The 18,405-nt window shown below is 60.6% G+C and carries 22 protein-coding genes and 2 pseudogenes; 13 read left to right on the top strand and 11 right to left on the bottom strand.

Features of this window, described 5'->3' with window-relative positions:
- Positions 1–4: 4 nt before the first annotated feature.
- Together BLS48_RS21900 and BLS48_RS35065 are read right to left on the bottom strand one after the other, a co-directional pair.
- Positions 5–217 (bottom strand): alkylphosphonate utilization protein, encoded by a 213-nt coding sequence (locus BLS48_RS21900; RefSeq protein ID WP_091581971.1) that lies wholly within the window; start codon positions 215–217, stop codon positions 5–7.
- A complete protein-coding gene (locus tag BLS48_RS35065; protein WP_143019462.1) occupies positions 214–396 on the bottom strand; it encodes a hypothetical protein in 183 nt (60 codons plus the stop codon). Before BLS48_RS35065 ends, BLS48_RS21900 begins: the two co-directional genes overlap by 4 nt.
- 129 nt (positions 397–525) lie before the next feature.
- Here BLS48_RS35065 and BLS48_RS21895 point away from each other — a divergent pair, with 129 nt between their 5' ends.
- The 3 genes and pseudogenes from BLS48_RS21895 to BLS48_RS21885 all read left to right on the top strand — a co-directional run bounded on the left by BLS48_RS21895 (position 526) and on the right by BLS48_RS21885 (position 3,865).
- Positions 526–798, top strand: coding sequence for a helix-turn-helix domain-containing protein (locus BLS48_RS21895; protein ID WP_091581969.1), 273 nt, complete (start codon positions 526–528; stop codon positions 796–798).
- 141 nt (positions 799–939) lie between these two features.
- A pseudogene (locus tag BLS48_RS21890) lies at positions 940–1,686 on the top strand (YoaK family protein); the annotation flags it as partial.
- A gap of 220 nt (positions 1,687–1,906) precedes the next feature.
- Positions 1,907–3,865 carry an ABC transporter ATP-binding protein/permease gene (locus tag BLS48_RS21885; protein WP_280142538.1) on the top strand — a complete coding sequence of 653 codons (1,959 nt, stop codon included), beginning with the start codon at positions 1,907–1,909 and terminating at the stop codon, positions 3,863–3,865.
- 167 nt (positions 3,866–4,032) lie between these two features.
- Here the strand turns inward: BLS48_RS21885 and BLS48_RS35060 are convergent, their stop codons facing one another.
- Together BLS48_RS35060 and BLS48_RS35730 are read right to left on the bottom strand one after the other, a co-directional pair.
- Entirely contained in the window at positions 4,033–4,227 is a 195-nt protein-coding gene (locus tag BLS48_RS35060; RefSeq protein WP_143019461.1) for a hypothetical protein, read from the bottom strand.
- Positions 4,205–4,477, bottom strand: a complete 273-nt coding sequence (locus BLS48_RS35730; RefSeq protein WP_167365179.1) for a hypothetical protein — start codon at positions 4,475–4,477, stop codon at positions 4,205–4,207. Before BLS48_RS35730 ends, BLS48_RS35060 begins: the two co-directional genes overlap by 23 nt.
- Here BLS48_RS35730 and BLS48_RS21880 point away from each other — a divergent pair.
- Positions 4,454–4,627: pseudogene (locus BLS48_RS21880) on the top strand (IS1595 family transposase); the annotation flags it as partial. The gene BLS48_RS35730 and the pseudogene BLS48_RS21880 sit on opposite strands and share 24 nt — an antisense overlap.
- On the opposite strand, the gene BLS48_RS21875 reads toward BLS48_RS21880, so the two are convergent.
- The gene (locus BLS48_RS21875) at positions 4,624–5,169 is read right to left on the bottom strand and encodes a hypothetical protein (protein WP_143019460.1); all 546 of its coding nucleotides are present in this window, start codon (positions 5,167–5,169) and stop codon (positions 4,624–4,626) included. The pseudogene BLS48_RS21880 and the gene BLS48_RS21875 sit on opposite strands and share 4 nt — an antisense overlap.
- Positions 5,170–5,180: 11 nt before the next feature.
- Positions 5,181–5,702, bottom strand: a complete 522-nt coding sequence (locus tag BLS48_RS35055) for a hypothetical protein (RefSeq protein ID WP_143019459.1) — start codon at positions 5,700–5,702, stop codon at positions 5,181–5,183.
- Between the two features lie 221 nt (positions 5,703–5,923).
- On the opposite strand from BLS48_RS35055, the gene BLS48_RS21865 reads away from it, so the two are divergent.
- Both BLS48_RS21865 and BLS48_RS21860 read left to right on the top strand, forming a co-directional pair.
- On the top strand, positions 5,924–6,517 hold the full coding sequence (locus BLS48_RS21865) for a hypothetical protein (RefSeq protein ID WP_091581955.1): 594 nt from the start codon (positions 5,924–5,926) through the stop codon (positions 6,515–6,517).
- Between the two features lie 398 nt (positions 6,518–6,915).
- Positions 6,916–7,386 (top strand): BA14K family protein, encoded by a 471-nt coding sequence (locus BLS48_RS21860; RefSeq protein ID WP_091581953.1) that lies wholly within the window; start codon positions 6,916–6,918, stop codon positions 7,384–7,386.
- A 57-nt stretch (positions 7,387–7,443) separates the two neighbouring features.
- Here BLS48_RS21860 and BLS48_RS21855 read toward each other — a convergent pair whose 3' ends face one another.
- Positions 7,444–8,214 carry a spermidine synthase gene (locus BLS48_RS21855; protein WP_091581950.1) on the bottom strand — a complete coding sequence of 257 codons (771 nt, stop codon included), beginning with the start codon at positions 8,212–8,214 and terminating at the stop codon, positions 7,444–7,446.
- A 275-nt stretch (positions 8,215–8,489) separates the two neighbouring features.
- Between BLS48_RS21855 and BLS48_RS21850 the strand changes: the two genes are divergently transcribed.
- The 7 genes from BLS48_RS21850 to BLS48_RS21820 are packed head-to-tail and all read left to right on the top strand — an operon-like array spanning position 8,490 to position 15,958.
- Positions 8,490–8,804 carry a helix-turn-helix domain-containing protein gene (locus BLS48_RS21850; protein ID WP_167365184.1) on the top strand — a complete coding sequence of 105 codons (315 nt, stop codon included), beginning with the start codon at positions 8,490–8,492 and terminating at the stop codon, positions 8,802–8,804.
- Complete coding sequence (gene hyfB, locus BLS48_RS21845; protein WP_425284728.1) at positions 8,801–10,822, top strand: hydrogenase 4 subunit B; 2,022 nt, start codon at positions 8,801–8,803, stop codon at positions 10,820–10,822. The genes BLS48_RS21850 and hyfB overlap by 4 nt, the downstream gene beginning before the upstream one ends.
- The gene (locus tag BLS48_RS21840; RefSeq protein ID WP_091581943.1) at positions 10,813–11,769 is read left to right on the top strand and encodes a respiratory chain complex I subunit 1 family protein; all 957 of its coding nucleotides are present in this window, start codon (positions 10,813–10,815) and stop codon (positions 11,767–11,769) included. Before hyfB ends, BLS48_RS21840 begins: the two co-directional genes overlap by 10 nt.
- Positions 11,769–12,431, top strand: a complete 663-nt coding sequence (locus tag BLS48_RS21835) for a hydrogenase-4 component E (RefSeq protein WP_091581941.1) — start codon at positions 11,769–11,771, stop codon at positions 12,429–12,431. The genes BLS48_RS21840 and BLS48_RS21835 overlap by 1 nt, the downstream gene beginning before the upstream one ends.
- Positions 12,428–13,879, top strand: coding sequence for a hydrogenase 4 subunit F (locus BLS48_RS21830; RefSeq protein WP_091581937.1), 1,452 nt, complete (start codon positions 12,428–12,430; stop codon positions 13,877–13,879). Before BLS48_RS21835 ends, BLS48_RS21830 begins: the two co-directional genes overlap by 4 nt.
- Positions 13,880–13,897: 18 nt before the next feature.
- Positions 13,898–15,412: a hydrogenase large subunit gene (locus BLS48_RS21825; protein WP_091581934.1), complete on the top strand. Its 1,515-nt coding sequence runs from the start codon at positions 13,898–13,900 to the stop codon at positions 15,410–15,412.
- A gap of 12 nt (positions 15,413–15,424) precedes the next feature.
- A complete protein-coding gene (locus BLS48_RS21820; protein ID WP_091581931.1) occupies positions 15,425–15,958 on the top strand; it encodes an NADH-quinone oxidoreductase subunit B family protein in 534 nt (177 codons plus the stop codon).
- A gap of 52 nt (positions 15,959–16,010) precedes the next feature.
- Here the strand turns inward: BLS48_RS21820 and BLS48_RS21815 are convergent, their stop codons facing one another.
- The 4 genes from BLS48_RS21815 to BLS48_RS21800 form a co-directional block, all read right to left on the bottom strand.
- Entirely contained in the window at positions 16,011–16,505 is a 495-nt protein-coding gene (locus BLS48_RS21815) for an invasion associated locus B family protein (protein ID WP_091581928.1), read from the bottom strand.
- Positions 16,506–16,622: 117 nt separating this feature from the next.
- A complete protein-coding gene (locus BLS48_RS21810; protein ID WP_091581926.1) occupies positions 16,623–17,102 on the bottom strand; it encodes a DUF4189 domain-containing protein in 480 nt (159 codons plus the stop codon).
- Between the two features lie 45 nt (positions 17,103–17,147).
- Positions 17,148–17,816: a hypothetical protein gene (locus tag BLS48_RS21805; RefSeq protein ID WP_091581923.1), complete on the bottom strand. Its 669-nt coding sequence runs from the start codon at positions 17,814–17,816 to the stop codon at positions 17,148–17,150.
- A 13-nt stretch (positions 17,817–17,829) separates the two neighbouring features.
- Positions 17,830–18,405: an invasion associated locus B family protein gene (locus BLS48_RS21800; RefSeq protein WP_091581921.1), complete on the bottom strand. Its 576-nt coding sequence runs from the start codon at positions 18,403–18,405 to the stop codon at positions 17,830–17,832.

Here is an 18,405-nt window from a genome sequence, read left to right as displayed (position 1 = left end):
CTTCCTAGGCTTTCTTCAGGAATTCCGTCCTGAGAACCAGATCCTTGACCTTTTCGGCCCGACACTCGACCTCGTCCTCGTTGCCCGTGAGACGGATGTTCTTGATCAGCGTTCCACGTTTCAGGGTAACGGAGGTGCCCTTGACTTTGAGATCCTTGATGAGCGTGACGGAATCGCCTTCGTTCAGTGGCGTGCCATTGCTGTCTTTGACCTTCATGATCCTGTTTCCCGTCTTTGTGCGTCGAGTTTGCTGAGAAGATCGGCGATTTCCTCGGCATCCTGCTGGTTCATCCCAACGATGGTTCGGCTGCCCATCTCGGCGGGCCGCCCGGTGAGAGCATCGTTGACGGCCCAGGTGCCAGCCGGCTCCCGACATAGTTTGTAGCGTTGAGTCATGCCGGCACCATAATCGCGGCGTCTCGCCATGCCAAGGGAGGGTCAATATTTTTCGGTTTGTATTGATGTTCTGCACATCAATGATACGATCGAGATTATCATTTCTCATACTCAGACACTGATGCCTCAATGATCACAGCCTTCCAGCTTCGTGCCGCCCGCGCCCTCCTCATCATTGATCAGAAGACCCTGGCGGAAATGGCGGGCGTCTCCGTGCCAACCATCCAACGAATGGAGGCCAGCCACGGTAATGTGCGAGGCGTTGTCGATAGTCTGACGAAAGTGATCAATGCGCTCAACCGGGCCGGCATCGAACTGATCAGCGAGCATGTACGCAGCGACGACGGCGGCCGTGGCGTCAGGTTCCGGCATCCCGATGCGCTGACAAGCATACCAAACTAAGCCCCAAGCACCCACCTTCGCTCACGCCAGCACCATGCGTTGGCCGATCCCTTGTTTTCGCGTCCAGAACCTGTTGATGAACCCGCCCCGGCACCCCCACTCTTGGTCACGACTTGCCGCGTCAAAAGGCAGGATACGCTCATGATCGTGTATCTGCGCCGGTTGACCGGAAAGGAACGAAGCGAAAGAACTGACCGGCACCTCGCTCGTTTTCTGACGTTCATCGCAGGAGCCGCCAACGCTGGCGGCTTTCTGGCGGTTCAGCAGTACACGTCCCACATGTCCGGCATCGTTTCGTCGATGGCCGACCACGTGGCACTCGGCAATATCGGGCTGGCGCTTTCCGGATTGGGGGCCTTGCTGTCATTTGTCGCGGGCGCGGCCTGTTCAGCGGTCCTGGTCAACTGGGGAAGGCGGCAGAGCCTGCAGAGCGAATACGCGTTCCCGCTTGTCCTGGAAGCGGTCCTGCTGATCTGTTTCGGTCTGCTCGGCAGCCATCTCGCACGTCACGAAGCGCTGTTCGTGCCTATGACGGTGATGCTGCTTTGCTTCATCATGGGGTTGCAGAACGCCATCATCACCAAGCTGTCGGAAGCCAGAATCCGGACGACGCATGTCACTGGCCTGGTGACCGACATGGGCATCGAGCTCGGCAAGCTGTTTTATTGGAACATATCGGGAAATGACTCGGACGAACTGTTCGTGAAGGCGGATCGAAGGAAGCTGAGGCTGCTTGCGTCGCTTGTTGCATTGTTCTTCATCGGCGGCGTCATCGGCGCCATGGGTTTCAAACACGTTGGCTTTGCGGTGACGTTGTTCCTCGCTGCCATTCTCCTCGTGCTGGCCTCCATGCCGGTCCTGGAGGATGTCTCCATTCGCATGAGGCGGCTCTGGCAGTAGCCCCATGGAGCTTTGCCACGTGCCGGGTTTGGCGTCGGCAATCCGGCACCATATCGGCGACAGCAAATTGTCTCTTGGCGTCACCCGACATGCCTTGTACAGAATCTTCCTCTTTGGTGCCCCTCATCCTGTCGGGGGGAAGAGCCTGTTTCAAATGCAAGGAGCGTTGCGTGCGTAGACACCCGCTCATCAACGGCGGGAGGTCGCGTTGCGCTGGTTGAGCCGTCGCTCGGTGGAGCAGAAGCCGGCAACTCCCGTTTCCTCGATGCGCAGCTTCTCCGGCTTGATGGCCGCTTACTGGCGATCGAAGAAATGGCTGGAGGCATGGGGGCTGACATCGGTCATCATCATACTTACAGCCTTGTCGGCCCTGGCCAGTGTCTGGTTTGCAGAAGTGTCGGGCCAGCTCGTCAGCGCGATCGCTCTTCTTCACCGTCCTGAAAATCCCGCGACGCTGAGGACTATCTTGGAAAGCGCCGCGACGCTTGCCGCGATTGTGGTGCTCAAGGATGTTGGTTTCATCGCCGTCCGCCACTATTTCTCGACGACGCTGCACCGCAGGTGGCGTGCGTGGCTTGATCAGCGGTTCAACGATGCCCTGCTCGACAGCAACCATACGCACTATCACATCCAACATGGCGCCACCCATGCCATACCGCCCAAGATCTCGGTTCCCGACAATATTGATCAGCGTGTCCAGGAATCGATCAAGGGAATGGCCGGCGGTGCCATTGGCGTCGCCATGGGTATCGCAGGGGTGCTGCTGTCACTTGTCTTTGTTGGCCGCAAGATCGTCGAAACGTCCGCTCCGATTGACGGGCTGCCCTTCTTCGGCGGCTATGGCAGCGCCTTCCTGACGCTTGTTGCCGTCATTGCCTACGTCCCGATTGCCACCTTCGTCGCGACGAAGCTGGGAGGTGTGTTGCAGGTGCTGGACAACACCATGCAGAGGGCCGAGGGCAGTTACCGCGGCGCGCTGAACACGCTTCTCCACAACAGCTTCTATACCGCCGCCGCCTCGGGCGAGATTGCGCAGAAGGGCATCCACAAACGCCGCTACCTCGACATTGATCGTACCTGGGCGAGGCTCAACAAGCTGGTTTCCGGATATATGGCATTTGAGCTCTTCTATAATTTCCTGGGCTCTCGGATTGTTGCCTACGCGCCGGGCCTGTTGCCCTATGTCGACAACGAGATCAGCCTGCAAGTCTACATCACGGGGGCCGAACTGGCGAACGCCCTGATAATCGATTGTTCCTGGTTCATCCACGTCATGCCGGACATATCGACGCTCAAGGCGAATTCAGGTCGCCTGACCGAGCTTGCAAGGGCGATCGAGGATGTGCAGCGGCCGCGCGAGTTCTATGCGCGAACCGGCCTTTCCGAACTGCGCTACAGCACGCAGGACCCCAAGCTTGGCCTGACCCTCAATGATCTGGAACTGATGCATGAGGGCGATGATGTGCCCTTTGTCAGGACCGGCAAGCACCACTTCAAGCCAGGAGAATGGACCTTGCTCGTCGGAGAGTCGGGCAGCGGCAAGTCGTCTCTGTTCAAGGCCATCAATGGCCTCTGGCCGCATGGTCGCGGCACGACAATTCTGCCCGAGGGCGTGCGAAGTCTGTATGCCGCCCAGGATGTGAACCTACCCCCCGTATCCCTCAAGGAACTGATTTGCATGCCTGATCTTGTTGAAGCCCATTCGGATGTCGACGTCGCCGTCGCGCTGACCAAGGCGGGCCTTGCCGAGTTCGCTAGCGACCTCGACCAGGAGGGTCGCAACGGGCATAGCTGGGACCAGCTTCTTTCCGGCGGTCAGAAGCAGAAGATCATTCTCGCACGGATACTCCTGCTCCGGCCGGGCCTGCTGTTTCTGGATGAGTCGACGAGCGCCCTCGACCCAGACGCCACGGTTGCCTTCCACCAGGCGATCAAGGATGCTTGTCCGAGCGCGACGGTGATCAGCATCATGCATGATGCGACACCACCGATATCCTCCACCGGCAAGAGCTTCTACGACAGCGTGATCACCATCGCAGACGGCACCACCAGAAAGGAGCCGCTCGCGGATACGAAAGGCGGTCCCGTGGGTCCGGCGCGGGTAAAGCCGGCGGCCAAGACAGGGGAGCGCGAAGATGTGCGGCCGCGGTCCAGCGGACAAGGATAGCTCCGCACCTCAATCACGCGTCCGTCATACGCTACCTGCAGCCGGCCGGTGCTCGGCCATTCATCCTGGCTTTCATTCTGGCGCTGGATGGAACAAAGCCGCCCTTTGAGTAATCCACCGTCACGATACTTCCCTGTAACGGGTGCTCTCTTATCCCCATTTGCGATCTATAGAAGAAAGCTGCTGCAGCGCCATTCCCCTACGGCTGGGGTAGCGCCCGCCAAAGGATGCGCAACAGCCAAGGCAGCCTCTATCACCTTGGCCGGCGCTTCCAGCCCCTTCATGGCCTTGTGCAGGGCGATGGTCGCGGCTGTGAGATGATCTTCAGGCTTGCCGTTGTCATTCGCGGTGTCGGCTGGCACTGGTGGCTTCATGGCCCGAGTATAGACCCGATAAGCCGGACTGGCTAGTTCGCACGATCCAGTCCACGACGTCGAGATCGACCATCATTTTGCCCGTGAAGTCACGGATCATTTGGGCCGCGTAATCGCATTGATCCTCAAGTATACCATTCTCGATGACCGACTTCATGAAGGCACTGCGAAGGATATCGGTGTCGAAAGCCGATATAGGAACATCCAGCTTAGCCATCAGCATTGCGGCGAGGCTCATTTGCACCGCTACCTTGCCGAGTTCGATTTCCGCTACAACCGCCGCACGGCGCTTAAGGTGACAGACACCGAATGCCACGACCAGTTGCTTGCCATGATCGAAGGCAAGCGCCTTGCCTATCGGCGGATTGGGGAAGCCCGTCTCGCCTAAGCAGAAGGCGAAGCGCCTTTTGCTTTTACGTCAGAGACATAAGGGAAATCCGCGCCGTTGAACTCCCACCAATAACGATTGAAGCTTTGCCAAGAGGTCACGTAGATACGCTTTGCCTTGTCGCTGCCAAGGCTTTCAGCTGCAGCGTTATAGGCTATTGCGTCCATTGCGCGCATCGGTGGCGGTTCCTCAGCGTAGAGGCGCTTGAGAGCCGCCTCCCAGTCTCTGATCTTTGATGGGGTAGGTTTTTCGGCCTGTGCGATTTCGGCCGTCAGTTCATAGAAACGCCGTTGCAAAAACTCATGTGTGCGCGCCTTCCCTCCGAAGTCGAACACCAACTGAAATAGTCCCGCCATAGTAGCCACAAAGGCCAGAAGCGCTGGGGACGCAAAGAACCTCTCAAAATCCGCGACGGCGCCAGCACCCGCTGCGACAACTAGCAAGCTCATAAACCGGTTGAGGAAATCGTAATAGTTGCGGCGCGCAGTGTGGTAAATCGCGTTCCTGAGAGCATCAAAATTGATTTTAGACGGTTCGCGCATCGCATTTGCCATCAGTTTGGGGGCGGCTTAACTCCCGGTCCCGCCATCCGTATGTAGATCTTGTTTCCAGCCGGCGCAAATATGAGAGGTTTGATACTCTCGTATCCGAGCTTGTCACTTATCGCCCCAAGCGCATCGACGAAGCCCGATTTATAGGCGTCGAAATTGTCAGATTTTAGAATGGCGCGAAAACCGGACGCTGCCGCATCTGGTGAAACCTCGATATATGAAATCTGCCCAGCCTTGGCGTCCACCAATGCGCCGGGCTGACCCTCAAGCGTCACTTGGTACTCTCCAGGCGGCACCCTGTATTGCCTTACGAGGGGAAACCCTGGCGCATTCCATTCAAACTTATCAAGAGAATTGCCATTGGCATCGGTGGCGGAAATTGAGAGTTTTTCAGACGGATTTTGGACATAGACGGCGATACCGCTCTGATTTGGCGGCACCGTAATCCAATTTTCCAAGTTCCCTGCCACAGATGGAAACGCTGCCGATGTTGTTGCAAGAAAAATCAATGCGGCCCGCAACATCGGTTCCCCTCGCTCGATGAAGTGAGGGACGACAATGACATAACTACAAGTCGATTGCTATCCGCGCTCTTTTGACTTGCGCAAGCTTGCGGCTTCGTCTTTTTGGGGTGTCCTCGTCTTGCTGTCTCCGGTGCCCGAATGAGGCTTCGGCGGCGTCTTGAGCATCCGCTGTAGCGTATCGTTGAATTTCTTTTCGTCGGTCTCCTTTTTCGGTATCAGCCATGCCAGACAACCTATCAGAAATCGATGGCATTCTACATGCCTTTGGCGAGATGAATGCGGCATGGGGACATTATGAAGATGCCCTTTTCATGCTCCTGTTTACGGTACTCGATATCCGAAACGGGACCGCCGAACACGCCATCCGAAATGAAATCGACCTGAAAACCGCAGCGGCGATTTTGAAGAGTGCCGCCGTGATCGATGAAAAACTTAAAGTTCGCGATCATGTCTTGCAGCTCGTAAAATGGACGGACCGTCCAATGCGCGAGGATCGCAACCGCTTCGTTCATGATCCCATATACGGAGGCGGGCCAGGATTTGAGCAGTTCCAGTATGTCACTCGAACCAAGCGCCCGCAGTCATTCAAGCCGCTCAAAGTGTCGGTGATATCGGCGCGACCCATCACGAAGGAATTGCTTCGATCATTCACAAACGCGATACGAAAGGCCGAGTCGTTTTCGGGCGCAATCCAGCATCATTTATCTGAGGAGCCTGACGATTTTCTCCCGCTCACCGTAGTCGAAGAGAGACAAGAGGAGCTAGCCAAGGCCATAGCCTCATATATGGACCTGACTAAATCTCCCGCCTCATAGATATGGATGTCCTCTGGCGAGACCGCAAACGACAGCACGCTCTCGCCCGCCGCAATCATCTCCGGTGTAACTTCAATTTCCTCAGTGTTTTCAGTGCCGGCCTGTCGCCGACCGCATGAACGCTCCAGGACAAGCCGACGGAGCATCGATCGCTATCTCGGCTTCTCGCGAATGCCGAAGGTCCGCCCCGAGGCCCAGCTCCGCGATCACGGCTCCAGGAAATAGGCACTGGCCATGTCGGCTGCCGACGCCCTGCTCTCTCCCCCCAATCTCGTGCCTTGGCATAGGCGCGCTGTGTCCGCCGTTCGCTTGATCGAAATCAAGGACAGCTGGTGCATTGCTCTCTCTCATACACCCGAGGGGGTAATTGTCCCTTCCGTCCCTTCCAGGAGAAGATCATGAACAAGATGATGTCGAGCATACTGGCCGGCGCATTGTCGGCTTCGTTCGCGGTTTCCGCCGCCTTGCCGGCCAATGCCGTGCAGATGTTCGTACCCCAGGCGCCGTCAGCTTCAAGCGACGTTCAGACTGTGGAAGCCCGCAACGGCGACCCGCGGTGGATACGTCGCCACGGCAACCGAGTGCATCGCCGTGTCATACACAACGACGGCATGTACTGGAACGGTCACCGCGGCTACCGCGAGTACCATCGCGGCTATCGCCGGCACGGCGACTTTTGGTTCCCGCTTGCTGCCTTCACCGCCGGTGCATTGATCGGCAGCGCAATCGTCAACAGCGAGAACAACCGTGTCTATGCGGGCAACGCCCATGTGCAGTGGTGCTACAACCACTACAGGTCGTATCGCGCGTCGGATAATACCTTCCAGCCTTACAACGGCCCGCGTCGGCAGTGTCATTCGCCCTACTGAAGTTCCGCCGCCTGCTATTCGTTGGGCTGGTCCTGAAGCACACGATAGGACCAGCCTCTAACTGGCGCCCCGCCCTGCGCCTTGCGCTGCTCGGCGTGGCACATGCCAGGGCCTGAACGCCAGGAGGCTCAGGTCATGCGCGATCTCGTCAGCGCCAACCGATGGCGGTACCAGCAACGTCGGCTGGACGAGATCACGCACCTTGCCTGCCATGACGAGTGCGTTGCGGTCCGAGGCGCCGCGAGTATCGAGCAGTCTGACATTCGCCCAGATATTGCTGAGCTTCGCGGCAACGCGATCCGGCATGGTGTCAAGGTCGTGGCGAGCATGAACATTCCCGATCAGCATGCCGGATGAGTTTTTGAGACGTGTCTGCGCCAGACCGAAGAATGTCTCGGCGCACAAATGATCCGGAATGCGCCGCCCGGAATATGCGTCGAGAACGATGGCGTCGTAGCGATGACGGTCGGCGCGCAAGAAATCCCGCCCGTCGGAAGTGCAGCAGTGAACGCCCCGAGGCAGCCCAAAATATTGCTGGGCGATCTGGAAGGCCTTTGGGTTGATGTCGACGATGGTGACACGCACGCCAACCCTGTCCAGCATCGTGCCCAGGCTGCCGCCGCCGCAACCGATCATCAGGACGTCGGACACTTCCGCTTGCGCGAGAAGACCAAAGATCGCGTGTATATAGGGCACGACGCTAATGCCATTCGGGTCGCACTCGCTTTGGTAGCAACCGCCTTGGCGATAAATGAACGAACCGGAATCCTTGGTCCGCAGAACCTCGATGTTGCCGAAATCGGTATGATATTTCGCAACCCGGATCATGACCTGGTCACCACAGTCAAATTCCTAAATCCGCCGCTCAACTCGTCTCTCGAACGGCCTTTTGCCAGGGCGTTTCGCGGCCTCCGTCATTGCAGGCCCGCCTTGCACTTGCCTGGCACCGGGGAGCGTCCAAGGCAATCCCGGCTCATGTCGCGCGGTTTCCCATGGCGCAGGGATAGATGTGTCACGCATCATTTGTTGAACGCACCGCATTTTAATATATGCTGCAACCGGCAGAGACAATATCTCAAAGTTGACAATGAGGGATGCAACCCGTGATAACTGCTCCACAGTTGCGTGCCGCGAGGGCGCTCCTTGGCGTTGACCAGCGCAGGCTGGCCGAATTGTCCGGCCTTTCGGTGCCGACCATTCAGCGCATGGAAGCCAGCGAGTCGATTATCCGGGGCAACGTCGATTCCCTGATGAAGTTGATTGGGGCCCTTGACCTTGCCGGCGTCGAACTGATCGCCGAGGGCGCCTCCAGCCAGATCGGTGGACGTGGCGTGCGGCTCAAGGCAGATTTCGACCCCGCCAAGGTTCTGGGCGGGGACGATGCGGGCGCCAAACTCGCTGCGAGGAGCGTGGCGTGATTTCAGACGCCGCAGTCCTTCTGTGGGGCGTTGCTTCGCTCCTGGGGACAGCGGTGCTCGCGATTGCGGTGAGCCGCACGCCGGGCTCGGGAACACGCCTCGTCTACGGCTTGACGCTCGGTATTTCGGCCGCCGCGCTCCTGGTTCTCGCGGGCCGCATCCTCGAAGACCCCGTGACGCCGTCGACTGCCGTGTTGCCGGTCGGGCTGCCCTGGATCGGGGCTCATTTCCGCCTGGATGCGCTCTCGACTTTCTTCCTCGTCGTCATCAATTTCGGCGGCGCCATGGCCAGCCTCTACGGTCTCGGCTATGGCAGCCACGAGCCCTCGCCGCACCGGGTGCTGCCGTTCTTCCCCGCCTTCCTCGCCGGAATGAACCTGGTCGTGCTCGCGGACGACGCCTTCACCTTCCTGCTTTCCTGGGAATTCATGTCGCTCTCTTCCTGGGCGCTGGTCATCGTCCACCATCGCGAACGGGAAAATGCACGGGCGGGTTACATTTATCTCGTGATGGCGAGCTTCGGCACGCTCGCGCTGCTGCTTGCGTTCGGCTTGTTGTCAGGACCGGGCGGAAACTACACGTTCGAAGCGATGCGTGCCGCGGGGCCCACCCCGCTCGTCGCCACTTTCGTCCTGGCTCTCATGTTGCTGGGCGCCGGCTCCAAGGCTGGTCTCGTTCCGCTGCACGTTTGGCTTCCACTCGCTCACCCGGCCGCGCCAAGCCATGTCTCGGCTCTCATGAGCGGCGTCATGACCAAGGTCGCCGTGTATGGCTTCATCCGCGTTATCTTCGACCTGCTCGGTGAACCGACATGGTGGTCCAGCATCATCGTCCTTTTCTTCGGAGGCCTCACCGCTGTCTTGGGGATCCTTTACGCGTTGATGGAAAAGGACCTCAAGCGGCTGCTTGCCTATAGCACCATCGAAAACATCGGCGTCATCTTCGTAAGCCTTGGTCTCGCGCTCGCCTTCAAGGCGAACGCCATGCCATCGGCCGCAGCGCTGGCGCTTACCGCCGCGCTGTTCCACGCTCTCAACCATTCATTCTTCAAAAGCCTGCTTTTCTTCGGCGCGGGCGCCGTGCTCACGGCAACCGGCGAACGGGACATGGAGAAGCTGGGCGGTCTTATCCATCGGATGCCGCAGACCAGCTTCGTCTTCCTCGTTGGCTGCGTGGCGATCTCCTCGCTTCCGCCCTTCAACGGCTTCGTCTCCGAATGGCTGGCTTTCCAGGCTGTCCTGCAGAGCCCGGATCTCCCGCAATGGGGCCTGAAGGTGATGGTGCCCGCCGTCGGCGGCCTGCTGGCGCTATCGGCGGCGCTGGCCGCGGCCTGCTTCGTAAAGGCCTTCGGAATTACGTTTCTGGGCCGACCGCGGACCTCGGCGGTGGAACACGCGCACGAAGCCGACCGCTACTCGTTGGCGGCAATGTTCATCCTTGCCGCACTCTGTCTGCTTGCCGGCATCCTGCCAGGCTTTGTCATAGATGGCCTTTCCCCCGTGACGCTTTCGCTCATCGGCAGCCGCATGCCGGTGCAGATGGCGCAGCCTTGGCTTTCGATCGTGCCTATCGCCGAGAGCCGCAGTTCCTACAACGGCCTGCTGGTGTTTGTATTCATCGCCATTTCCGCATCCGCCGCGGTCTATGTCATCCATCGCTTCGCGTCGCATGCACTGCGTCGCGGTCCCGCCTGGGGTTGTGGCTTCGCGGATACCGTCCCAGGCTCGCAATACACGGGCGTCAGCTTCGCACAGCCTATCCGCCGGGTCTTCGGCACGTTCGTGTTCCGTGCGACCGAAAGGGTCGAGATGCCGGCACCCGGCGAGACCCGTCCGGCTCGTTTCAATCTGGAAATCCATGATGTGATCTGGGAGACGCTGTATCTGCCCATCGGCAAGGCCCTCGACTTCGCGACCGACCACCTGAACCATCTGCAGTTCCTGACGATCAGGCGCTACCTGACCCTTGTCTTTCTCTTCCTCATTGTCTTGCTCCTGGTGCTTGCACTATGGCCCTGATCCTTGATTTGACGGTCCAGGGCGCGCAGATGATGCTGGTGCTTTTGCTGGCGCCGCTCCTGACTGGCTTCATCCGCAAGGTGAAGGCAAGACTGTTGCGCCGCCAGGGCCCTCCTCTCATCCAGCCCTATCGCGATCTCTTGCGGCTCATGCGCAAGGAGGTCGTTCTGGCCGACAACGCATCCTGGCTGTTTCGCGTCATACCCTATCTGATCTTCGCCGCCACCTGGGTCGCCGCCGCGCTGGTCCCGACATTCGCCACCGGCCTCAAGTTCAGTTGGACCGCCGATCTCATAGCGATCGTCGCGCTGCTTGGAAGCGCACGCTTCTTCCTGGCGCTGGCGGCGATGGACGTCGGCACGAGCTTTGGCGGCATCGGCGCCAGCCGCGAGGTGATGATCGCTTCCCTGGCCGAGCCCGCCATGCTCCTGATCGTGTTCAGCCTGGCACTCGTTGCCGGAGCGACGCAACTGTCGACGGTGGCGGCTTTCATGGGCTCGCCGCAGGTTGGCCTGCGGGTATCGCTCGGAATGTCGCTGATCGCTCTCGTCATGGTGGCGATCGCGGAAAATGCCCGGGTGCCGGTGGATAACCCGGCGACGCATCTGGAGCTGACCATGATCCACGAGGCGATGGTCCTGGAATATTCCGGTCGCCATCTGGCAATGATCGATTTCGCTTCCTTCCTGAAGCTTCTGCTCTACGTCTCGCTGATTTCCTGCGTCTTCGTTCCCTGGGGGCTCGTGACCGCCGGGGCCGGGCCCTGGTCCTACGTTCTGGCTGTCGTCTTCTACATCGGCAAACTTGCCGCGAGCGGCGTTCTCCTCGCTTTGTTCGAGACTGCCATCGCCAAGATGCGTGTCTTCCGCGTCCCGGATTTCCTTGGAGCAGCGCTCATGCTGGCCCTGCTCGGCACGCTCCTGCTGTTCGTCTCACGGAGCCTCTGATGAACGGCCTCACCTTCGACATCGCTCATCTGCTCGCCGGTGGCCTGGTGCTGGTCAGTTTCATGATGCTGTACCAGGATCGTCTCTTTGCGCTGATCAACGTTTTTGCGGTTCATGCCATCGTGCTCGCCCTGTCTGTGGCCTGGCAGGCCTACATCCAGGACGCGCATCATCTCTACGTCACGGCGGCGATTGCCCTCATTTTCAAGGCGATCGTCATTCCCGTCGGGCTTCATCGCATCATTCAACGGCTCGGCATCCATCGCGATATCGAGACCGCCGTCGGGATCGGTCCGACCATGCTCGCGGGAATTGGTCTGGTGACCCTGTCCATGGTCCTGATGCTGCGGGTCACTTCCGGCGCCGACCCCCTCGCCCGCGAGGACCTGGCCTTCGCGCTGTCCATCATATTGCTGGGGCTCCTGGTGATGGTCACCCGGCGGAATGCCGTCAGCCAGGTGGTGGGATTCATGTCGCTCGAGAACGGCCTGGTCCTTGCCGCCACGGGGGCCAAGGGCATGCCGCTGGTCGTCGAGATCAGTGTCGCCTTCTCGATCCTCATCGCCTTCATCGTCATCGGAGTCTTCCTGTTCCGCATCCGCGAGAGGTTCGACTCGGTCGATGTCGGCGCGCTCGACGACTACAGGGGAGAACACCGTTGACCGCGTTTTCCCTCGATGCGGTGGCCGCCATCTTGCTGATACCAGTCGTCGCGGCCGCGCTTCTGGCGGCGCTGCCGAATTACCGGCTGGCGGCTGGCCTCAATGTCGCCGCGAGCTTGCTGACCCTGCTCGCCGCACTGTCGCTTTTCGTGACGGATCGGCCACAGCCCGGGCAATACCTGCTCGTCGACGACCTCAACATCGTTTTCATCGTGCTCAATGCCTTTGTCGGCTTCACGACCAGCGTCTTCAGCGCCTCCTACATTGCGCACGAACTGGATACCGGACGGCTGACCGCGTCGAACCTGCGGTTCTACCATGCTATGTACCAGATCATGATGTTCGGCATGAACCTGGCGTTCGTGTCGAACAATATCGGCTTGATGTGGGTGGCGGTGGAGCTTGCCACGCTGACCACCGTGCTCATGGTTGGCATCTATCGCACGCATGAAGCGCTGGAAGCCGCCTGGAAATATTTCATTCTGGGCAGCGTCGGCATCGCGCTTGCACTGTTCGGCACCATCCTCGTCTACATGGCCGCGCAACCAGTTGTTGGCGAGGGCACGAATGCCATGGTCTGGACAGTGCTCATCGCACACGCGGCACATTTCGACCCGGCCTTGCTGAATGTCGCCTTCGTCTTCCTGCTGCTCGGCTACGGTACGAAGGTTGGCCTTGCGCCCTTGCATGCCTGGCTGCCCGACGCGCACGCGGAGGGCCCGACGCCGATTTCCGCGGTGCTGTCGGGCTTGCTGTTGAACGTTGCGCTCTATGCCGTGCTGCGTTTCAAGATGTTGCTTGCGGCAAGCCCGGAAGCGATCGCGACGGGGCCATTGATGATCACGATGGGGCTGACGTCGCTTGTTTTCGCGGCCTTCATGCTCTACCGCCGCCGCGACATCAAACGTCTGTTCGCGTACTCCTCCATCGAGCACATGGGCATCATCGTGTTCGCATTCGGCATGGGTGGCCCGCTCGCCAACTTTGCCGGCCTGCTGCACATGGTGATGCACAGCCTGACCAAGTCGGCGATCTTCTTCACGGTCGGCCACATTGCGCAGGTCAAGGGAACACAGAACATAACCGAGATCAGGGGGCTGACGGAGACGCATCCGGCGCTTGGCTGGGCGCTCGTCATCGGCGTCGTCGCCATTGCCGGCCTCCCTCCATCCGGCATCTTCATGAGCGAATTCCTGGTTGTGAGTTCGACATTTGCCAGGCACCCCTTTCTGGCGGTGCCGCTGGTATTCGGGATTCTGCTCGCTTTCGGCGCCCTGCTGCTTCGGCTGACCGGCGTCGCTTTCGGCGAACCGCGCGGCAGCACCGCGCCCGCCGAGGCGTCCTACATTCCGATGTATTCCCACCTGGCGCTGGTGTTTGCCGCCGGCATCTATCTGCCGCCACCACTGGTCGCATGGTTCCAGCATGTCGCCATCCTTCTGGGATGAAGGAAGGGAGAAAGAAGCATGCCCGCTCTGATCGACCTCATCCTTGCTGGCCAACGTGTCGACAACCATTTTCCGTGGCCGCGCGCCGTGGTGGCTCCCAAGATATGGAGCTTTGCCGTTGACCAGCTGGTCGAGGGCCACTGGGGCTTGCTCGGTCTCTGGGGTGAGCCAGGCGTCGTCCACATGGCGCTCCTCGATGAAAACGCCAGGGAGATCGGCGTTGTCAGCCTGGTATGCCCGGACGGCCGCTACCCATCAGTCGGCCGGCTACATCCGCCCGCATTGCGCCTCGAACGTGCGGCCGCCGACTTGTTCGGTCTCTTGCCGCAGGGCGCGCCCGATACACGACGGTGGCTCGATCATGGCCAGTGGGGGGTCAGCTATCCGCTGGGAACCCAGCGGTCGTCGTCTTCGACGGCATCCCCCTATCATTTCCTGCCTGCCGAGGGGGAAGGTCTGCACCAGATCCCGGTCGGGCCTGTGCATGCCGGCATCATCGAGCCGGGGCATTTTCGATTCACGGCGAGCGGCGAAACGGTTGTCCGGCTGGAAGAGCGCCTCGGATACACGCACAAGGGCATAGAAGGTTTGATGGCGGGATCCGACATCGATCGTGCCGCCAGGCTGGCAGCCAGGACCTCCGGCGACAGCACCGTGGCGTACTCCCTCGCCTTCGCCCGCGCGATCGAAGCGGCGCTCGGTGTCGAGATCCCTCCACGCGCGGTCTGGCTGCGAGCGCTCATGGCCGAACTGGAACGTCTGGCCAATCATCTGGGCGATATCGGCGCCATCTGCAACGACGCCTCCTTCTCGCTCATGCATGCCCACTGCGGGGTGCTGCGTGAGCGCGTATTGCGAGCAAGCGATGCCGCTTTCGGCCATCGTCTGATGCGCGACTGCATCGTGCCTGGAGGCGTGACAGGCTTCCTGAGCGACGAAGGAACGACAGCGGTTCGGTCCCTGCTCGCCGAGATCAGGCAGCGGTTCCCCAAGCTGATCGACCTCTACGACAATACGGCGTCGCTGCAGGACCGGACGGTCGCAACCGGCCGGCTCAAGGCAGAGCTCGCCCGACAGTATCGCGCCGGAGGCTATGTCGGCCGAGCCTCTGGCCGGGACTTCGATGCACGGCGCGGTCTGGCCTATCCGCCCTATGACGAACTCGCCTTTGACATCCCCCTCCTCCAGGAAGGCGACGTGAACGCGCGCGTCTGGATTCGCATCCAGGAGGTTAAACAGAGCCTTTCGCTGATTGAACAAATCCTGGGAAAACTGCCCGGCGGCCCGATCCGTGTGGATTTCGCGCCGACAGACGGACCGCATGAAGGCATGGCGCTCGTCGAGGGTTTCCGCGGCGACATTCTGGCCTGGCTGCGCATTGGCAAGGGCGGCCTTGTCGAGCGCTGTCACCTGCGTGACCCGTCATGGTTTCAGTGGCCGCTTCTTGAAGCCGCCATCGAGGGCAACATCGTCGCCGACTTTCCGCTCTGCAACAAATCGTTCAACTGCTCTTATTCCGGGCACGATCTCTGAAGGCACGCTGTCATGCGCAAGCTCCTCTTCGAAAGCCTGATACGCCCCGCCCTCACCGAGCGACCACCATTGGCACGCGACTCGGCGGTCGAGGAATTGGCGCGCGCCCTCGACGGGTCCGCCCGCAAAAGGCTGGGGAGAAGCCTGGCCATTCGGGCTGTCGACGCCGGTTCCTGCAATGGCTGCGAACTCGAGATGCATGCGCTCAACAATGCATTCTATGACATCGAGCGTTTCGGAATCCGTTTTGTCGCCTCGCCGCGTCATGCCGATATCCTGCTTGTCACAGGACCGGTGACCAAGAACATGCGCGAAGCGTTGAAGCGAACATACGACGCGACTCCCAACCCCAAATGGGTGGTTGCACTCGGGGATTGCGCCAGGAACGGCGGCTGTTTCGCTGGCAGCTATGCCGTGGTGGGGGGAGTGTCGGAGGTGCTGCCGGTCGATCTGCACATCCCAGGTTGCCCGCCGCCACCAATCGAAATTCTGAAGGGCTTGCTCGCCTTGCTCGAAGATTCAAGGACTGCTGTTCCCAGGGGTTGAATGTCGATGCTGGGAGCAGCGCTCGCGTACCCCCATCGTCGGATACAACTGTTCAGCGAGCGCTCAGCGACGCGGCGCGATCGAGGGCAGCACCAAGGCCTTTCAATGAGACGGGAAAGCTCAGTTTGGTGTCCGCCGCGGTCGTGACGTTGAGCTTCAATGCCGTGCCCGCCTTCAGTTTCTGCATCAGGGCCCGATCGATCGGAAACAACGCAACGCATCCATTCGGCAGACAGGTCCGGAACGGCAGTCGAGCCACTGGCGGCGCGTCGTCTATCTGCGCTGACACGCCGGGTTCGAACAGGATGCCGAAGGGCAGCAACAGGGTTCCGCTCAGGCCACCACTGGCACGCGTGCGCAACTCGACGGCCAGAAGCCTTTGGCCGTTTTGCTGCGCCTGATCCTGTGAGACCGCGCAGACCCGGGCGTTCTCTTCAATGGTGCAGGCCAGCCGCCAGTCCTGATAGGTCTCCTGGAGCGACGATGCGCCGTTCGGAAGCGTGGCCGCCTGCTGCTGCGCCGCGGCAGCCGACACCCACCAAACCATGACAGCCGCGCAAACGGCCTCCGAAGAAATGCGTCTAAGGTCGAGCAATGATTGCGGCTTTCTCGGGTTTGGCGCGTCGTCGAACGGGCACTGTGAACTGCCTGGTGACGAAGGCTGTTATGTGCACACCCACTCGCGGATCTTGCATTTGCCCCCTGCCGTCTCGCAGGCCTGCAAAGCGAGGTCTTCCGCTTCCCGGCGGGTCTCGGCAGACTTTGCACCCCAGGGTGTCAGCCGGTCGGTGGCCTTCTCGGCCACGGCCAGGGCACCACAGTGCTTGTAGGGAAAGCCGGTGCCGTCATCGTCGTCCCAATGGCGATGATTGCGGAACACCGCCACGACCGTGCAGTCTTGTCCGCCCGCGTTCTCGCAATGCTTGAGGGCGATATCCGACGCCTCTTGCCGCTTGTCGGCGCCCCAGAAGAAGCCGTACTTGGTATCGGCACCGGAATAGGCGATCGCCGCCCAGATGCCTTTTTCCTCCTGGGGCGGCGGAGCGGGCGGCTCCGGCGGTCCTTCCGGCAGGTCGGCCGAGATGACTTGCCCGGCCCAGAGCAAGGCTATGCCAAGAACAGCAGCCAAAGGTCCCGATCTCATAGTCAGCAATCCTCTGCAGGAGTCGTCGCCATCAGTTCCGCGCCCTCACTTCGCCGCCGATGCGACGGAGATCACCACACAGCTGTTGCCGGTCGGCAGGAGAAGGGCCTCACCCGCGTTCCCGCCGAGCTCGTATACCTCGACCTGCCCAAGATGGTCGGTGATCTTGCTGCCCTGCGGAAGAACGGACGGGATGTCGGCACACGGGCTGGCGAATGGCGCCACCCGCACCATCGCCCCCTCGCAACCCGAAGCGGTGGGCGATGCGAAAACGACGCCGGCGGCCGGCCCGCTATAGCGCTCCGTCGCATAGTCCATGCCGACAAAGGCCTGGACGGCATGTTTGTCGGCGGCCTGGTCGTTCCACAACGATTTGACGCTGTATTTGGTGCCGGTCGTCAAGATCTGTCCGAGCACCGGAAAGACAGTCGAACAGGCCTGCACACCGGCTTGCTTGACGTGCTGGAGGAAAGGGGTGTCCGGAAGCGCGGGAGCGGCTGTCTCGGCCTGCGCAGCCGTCACGCTACCGACCAGATTGGCGATCGCGGCATAGTTCCCGGCGGCGAAGCCAAGGCCTGCCACCACTAGCCCCAACAGCGAAAATCCGATGACGCGCGGCCACCGCCGCCGCACGGGTTCGACGAGCCTGTGCCGATCCGCCTCGACGGTCGGGCCGCTGCGTTTTGAGGAGATGAACTGGTCCTGCTGGCTCATGGTGCTGCCCCGGTTATTTGACTGGCGAAAGGGCCTCTGACAGCCCCTTGAGCGTTGCGGTCACGGTGACCGTCTGACCGTCGACGGTCGAGTAGGAGATCGCCGGCGTCGCATTCTGCGAAATCTGCTGGCGCATGACGGGCCCCACCGGCAGCATGCCGACGCAGACCATTTCGTTGCAGCCGTTCAGGCGAACGTCGACCGACTGGTTGCGCCCATCGAACTTCAGCGACACCAGGCCGTCGCTCCTGGCGTTTGGCGCGGTGCGCAGGATCATGTACGGCTTGCCGTCCTGAGTGGCGGCAAGCGACCAGCTGAAGGCCATCTTGCCGGACGCGTCCTCGATCACCTGCGAGACATTGCACACCTTCTTGCGGGCCTTGAGGTTCTCGTCACAGATCAGTGTCCAGTTTTCGAAGGGACGGATGGTGCGCTGGTACTCTCCCAGTTTCACCTCGGGAGGTACCGCCACATCCGACGGCTTGATCCTGTACGGCGAGGCAACCTGCCCGACAGCCGGCACGAGACCGCCGCAGAGCGCCAGGCAAGTCAGTGCGGCAAGGCCGGCATATCTGGTTTGCCTGCTCAT

The organism is Mesorhizobium qingshengii (genome assembly GCF_900103325.1).
Taxonomy (GTDB): Bacteria; Pseudomonadota; Alphaproteobacteria; order Rhizobiales; family Rhizobiaceae; genus Mesorhizobium; species Mesorhizobium qingshengii.
The sequence above is the reverse complement of the archived record's forward strand: the minus strand, read 5'-3'. Positions and strand labels throughout refer to the sequence as shown.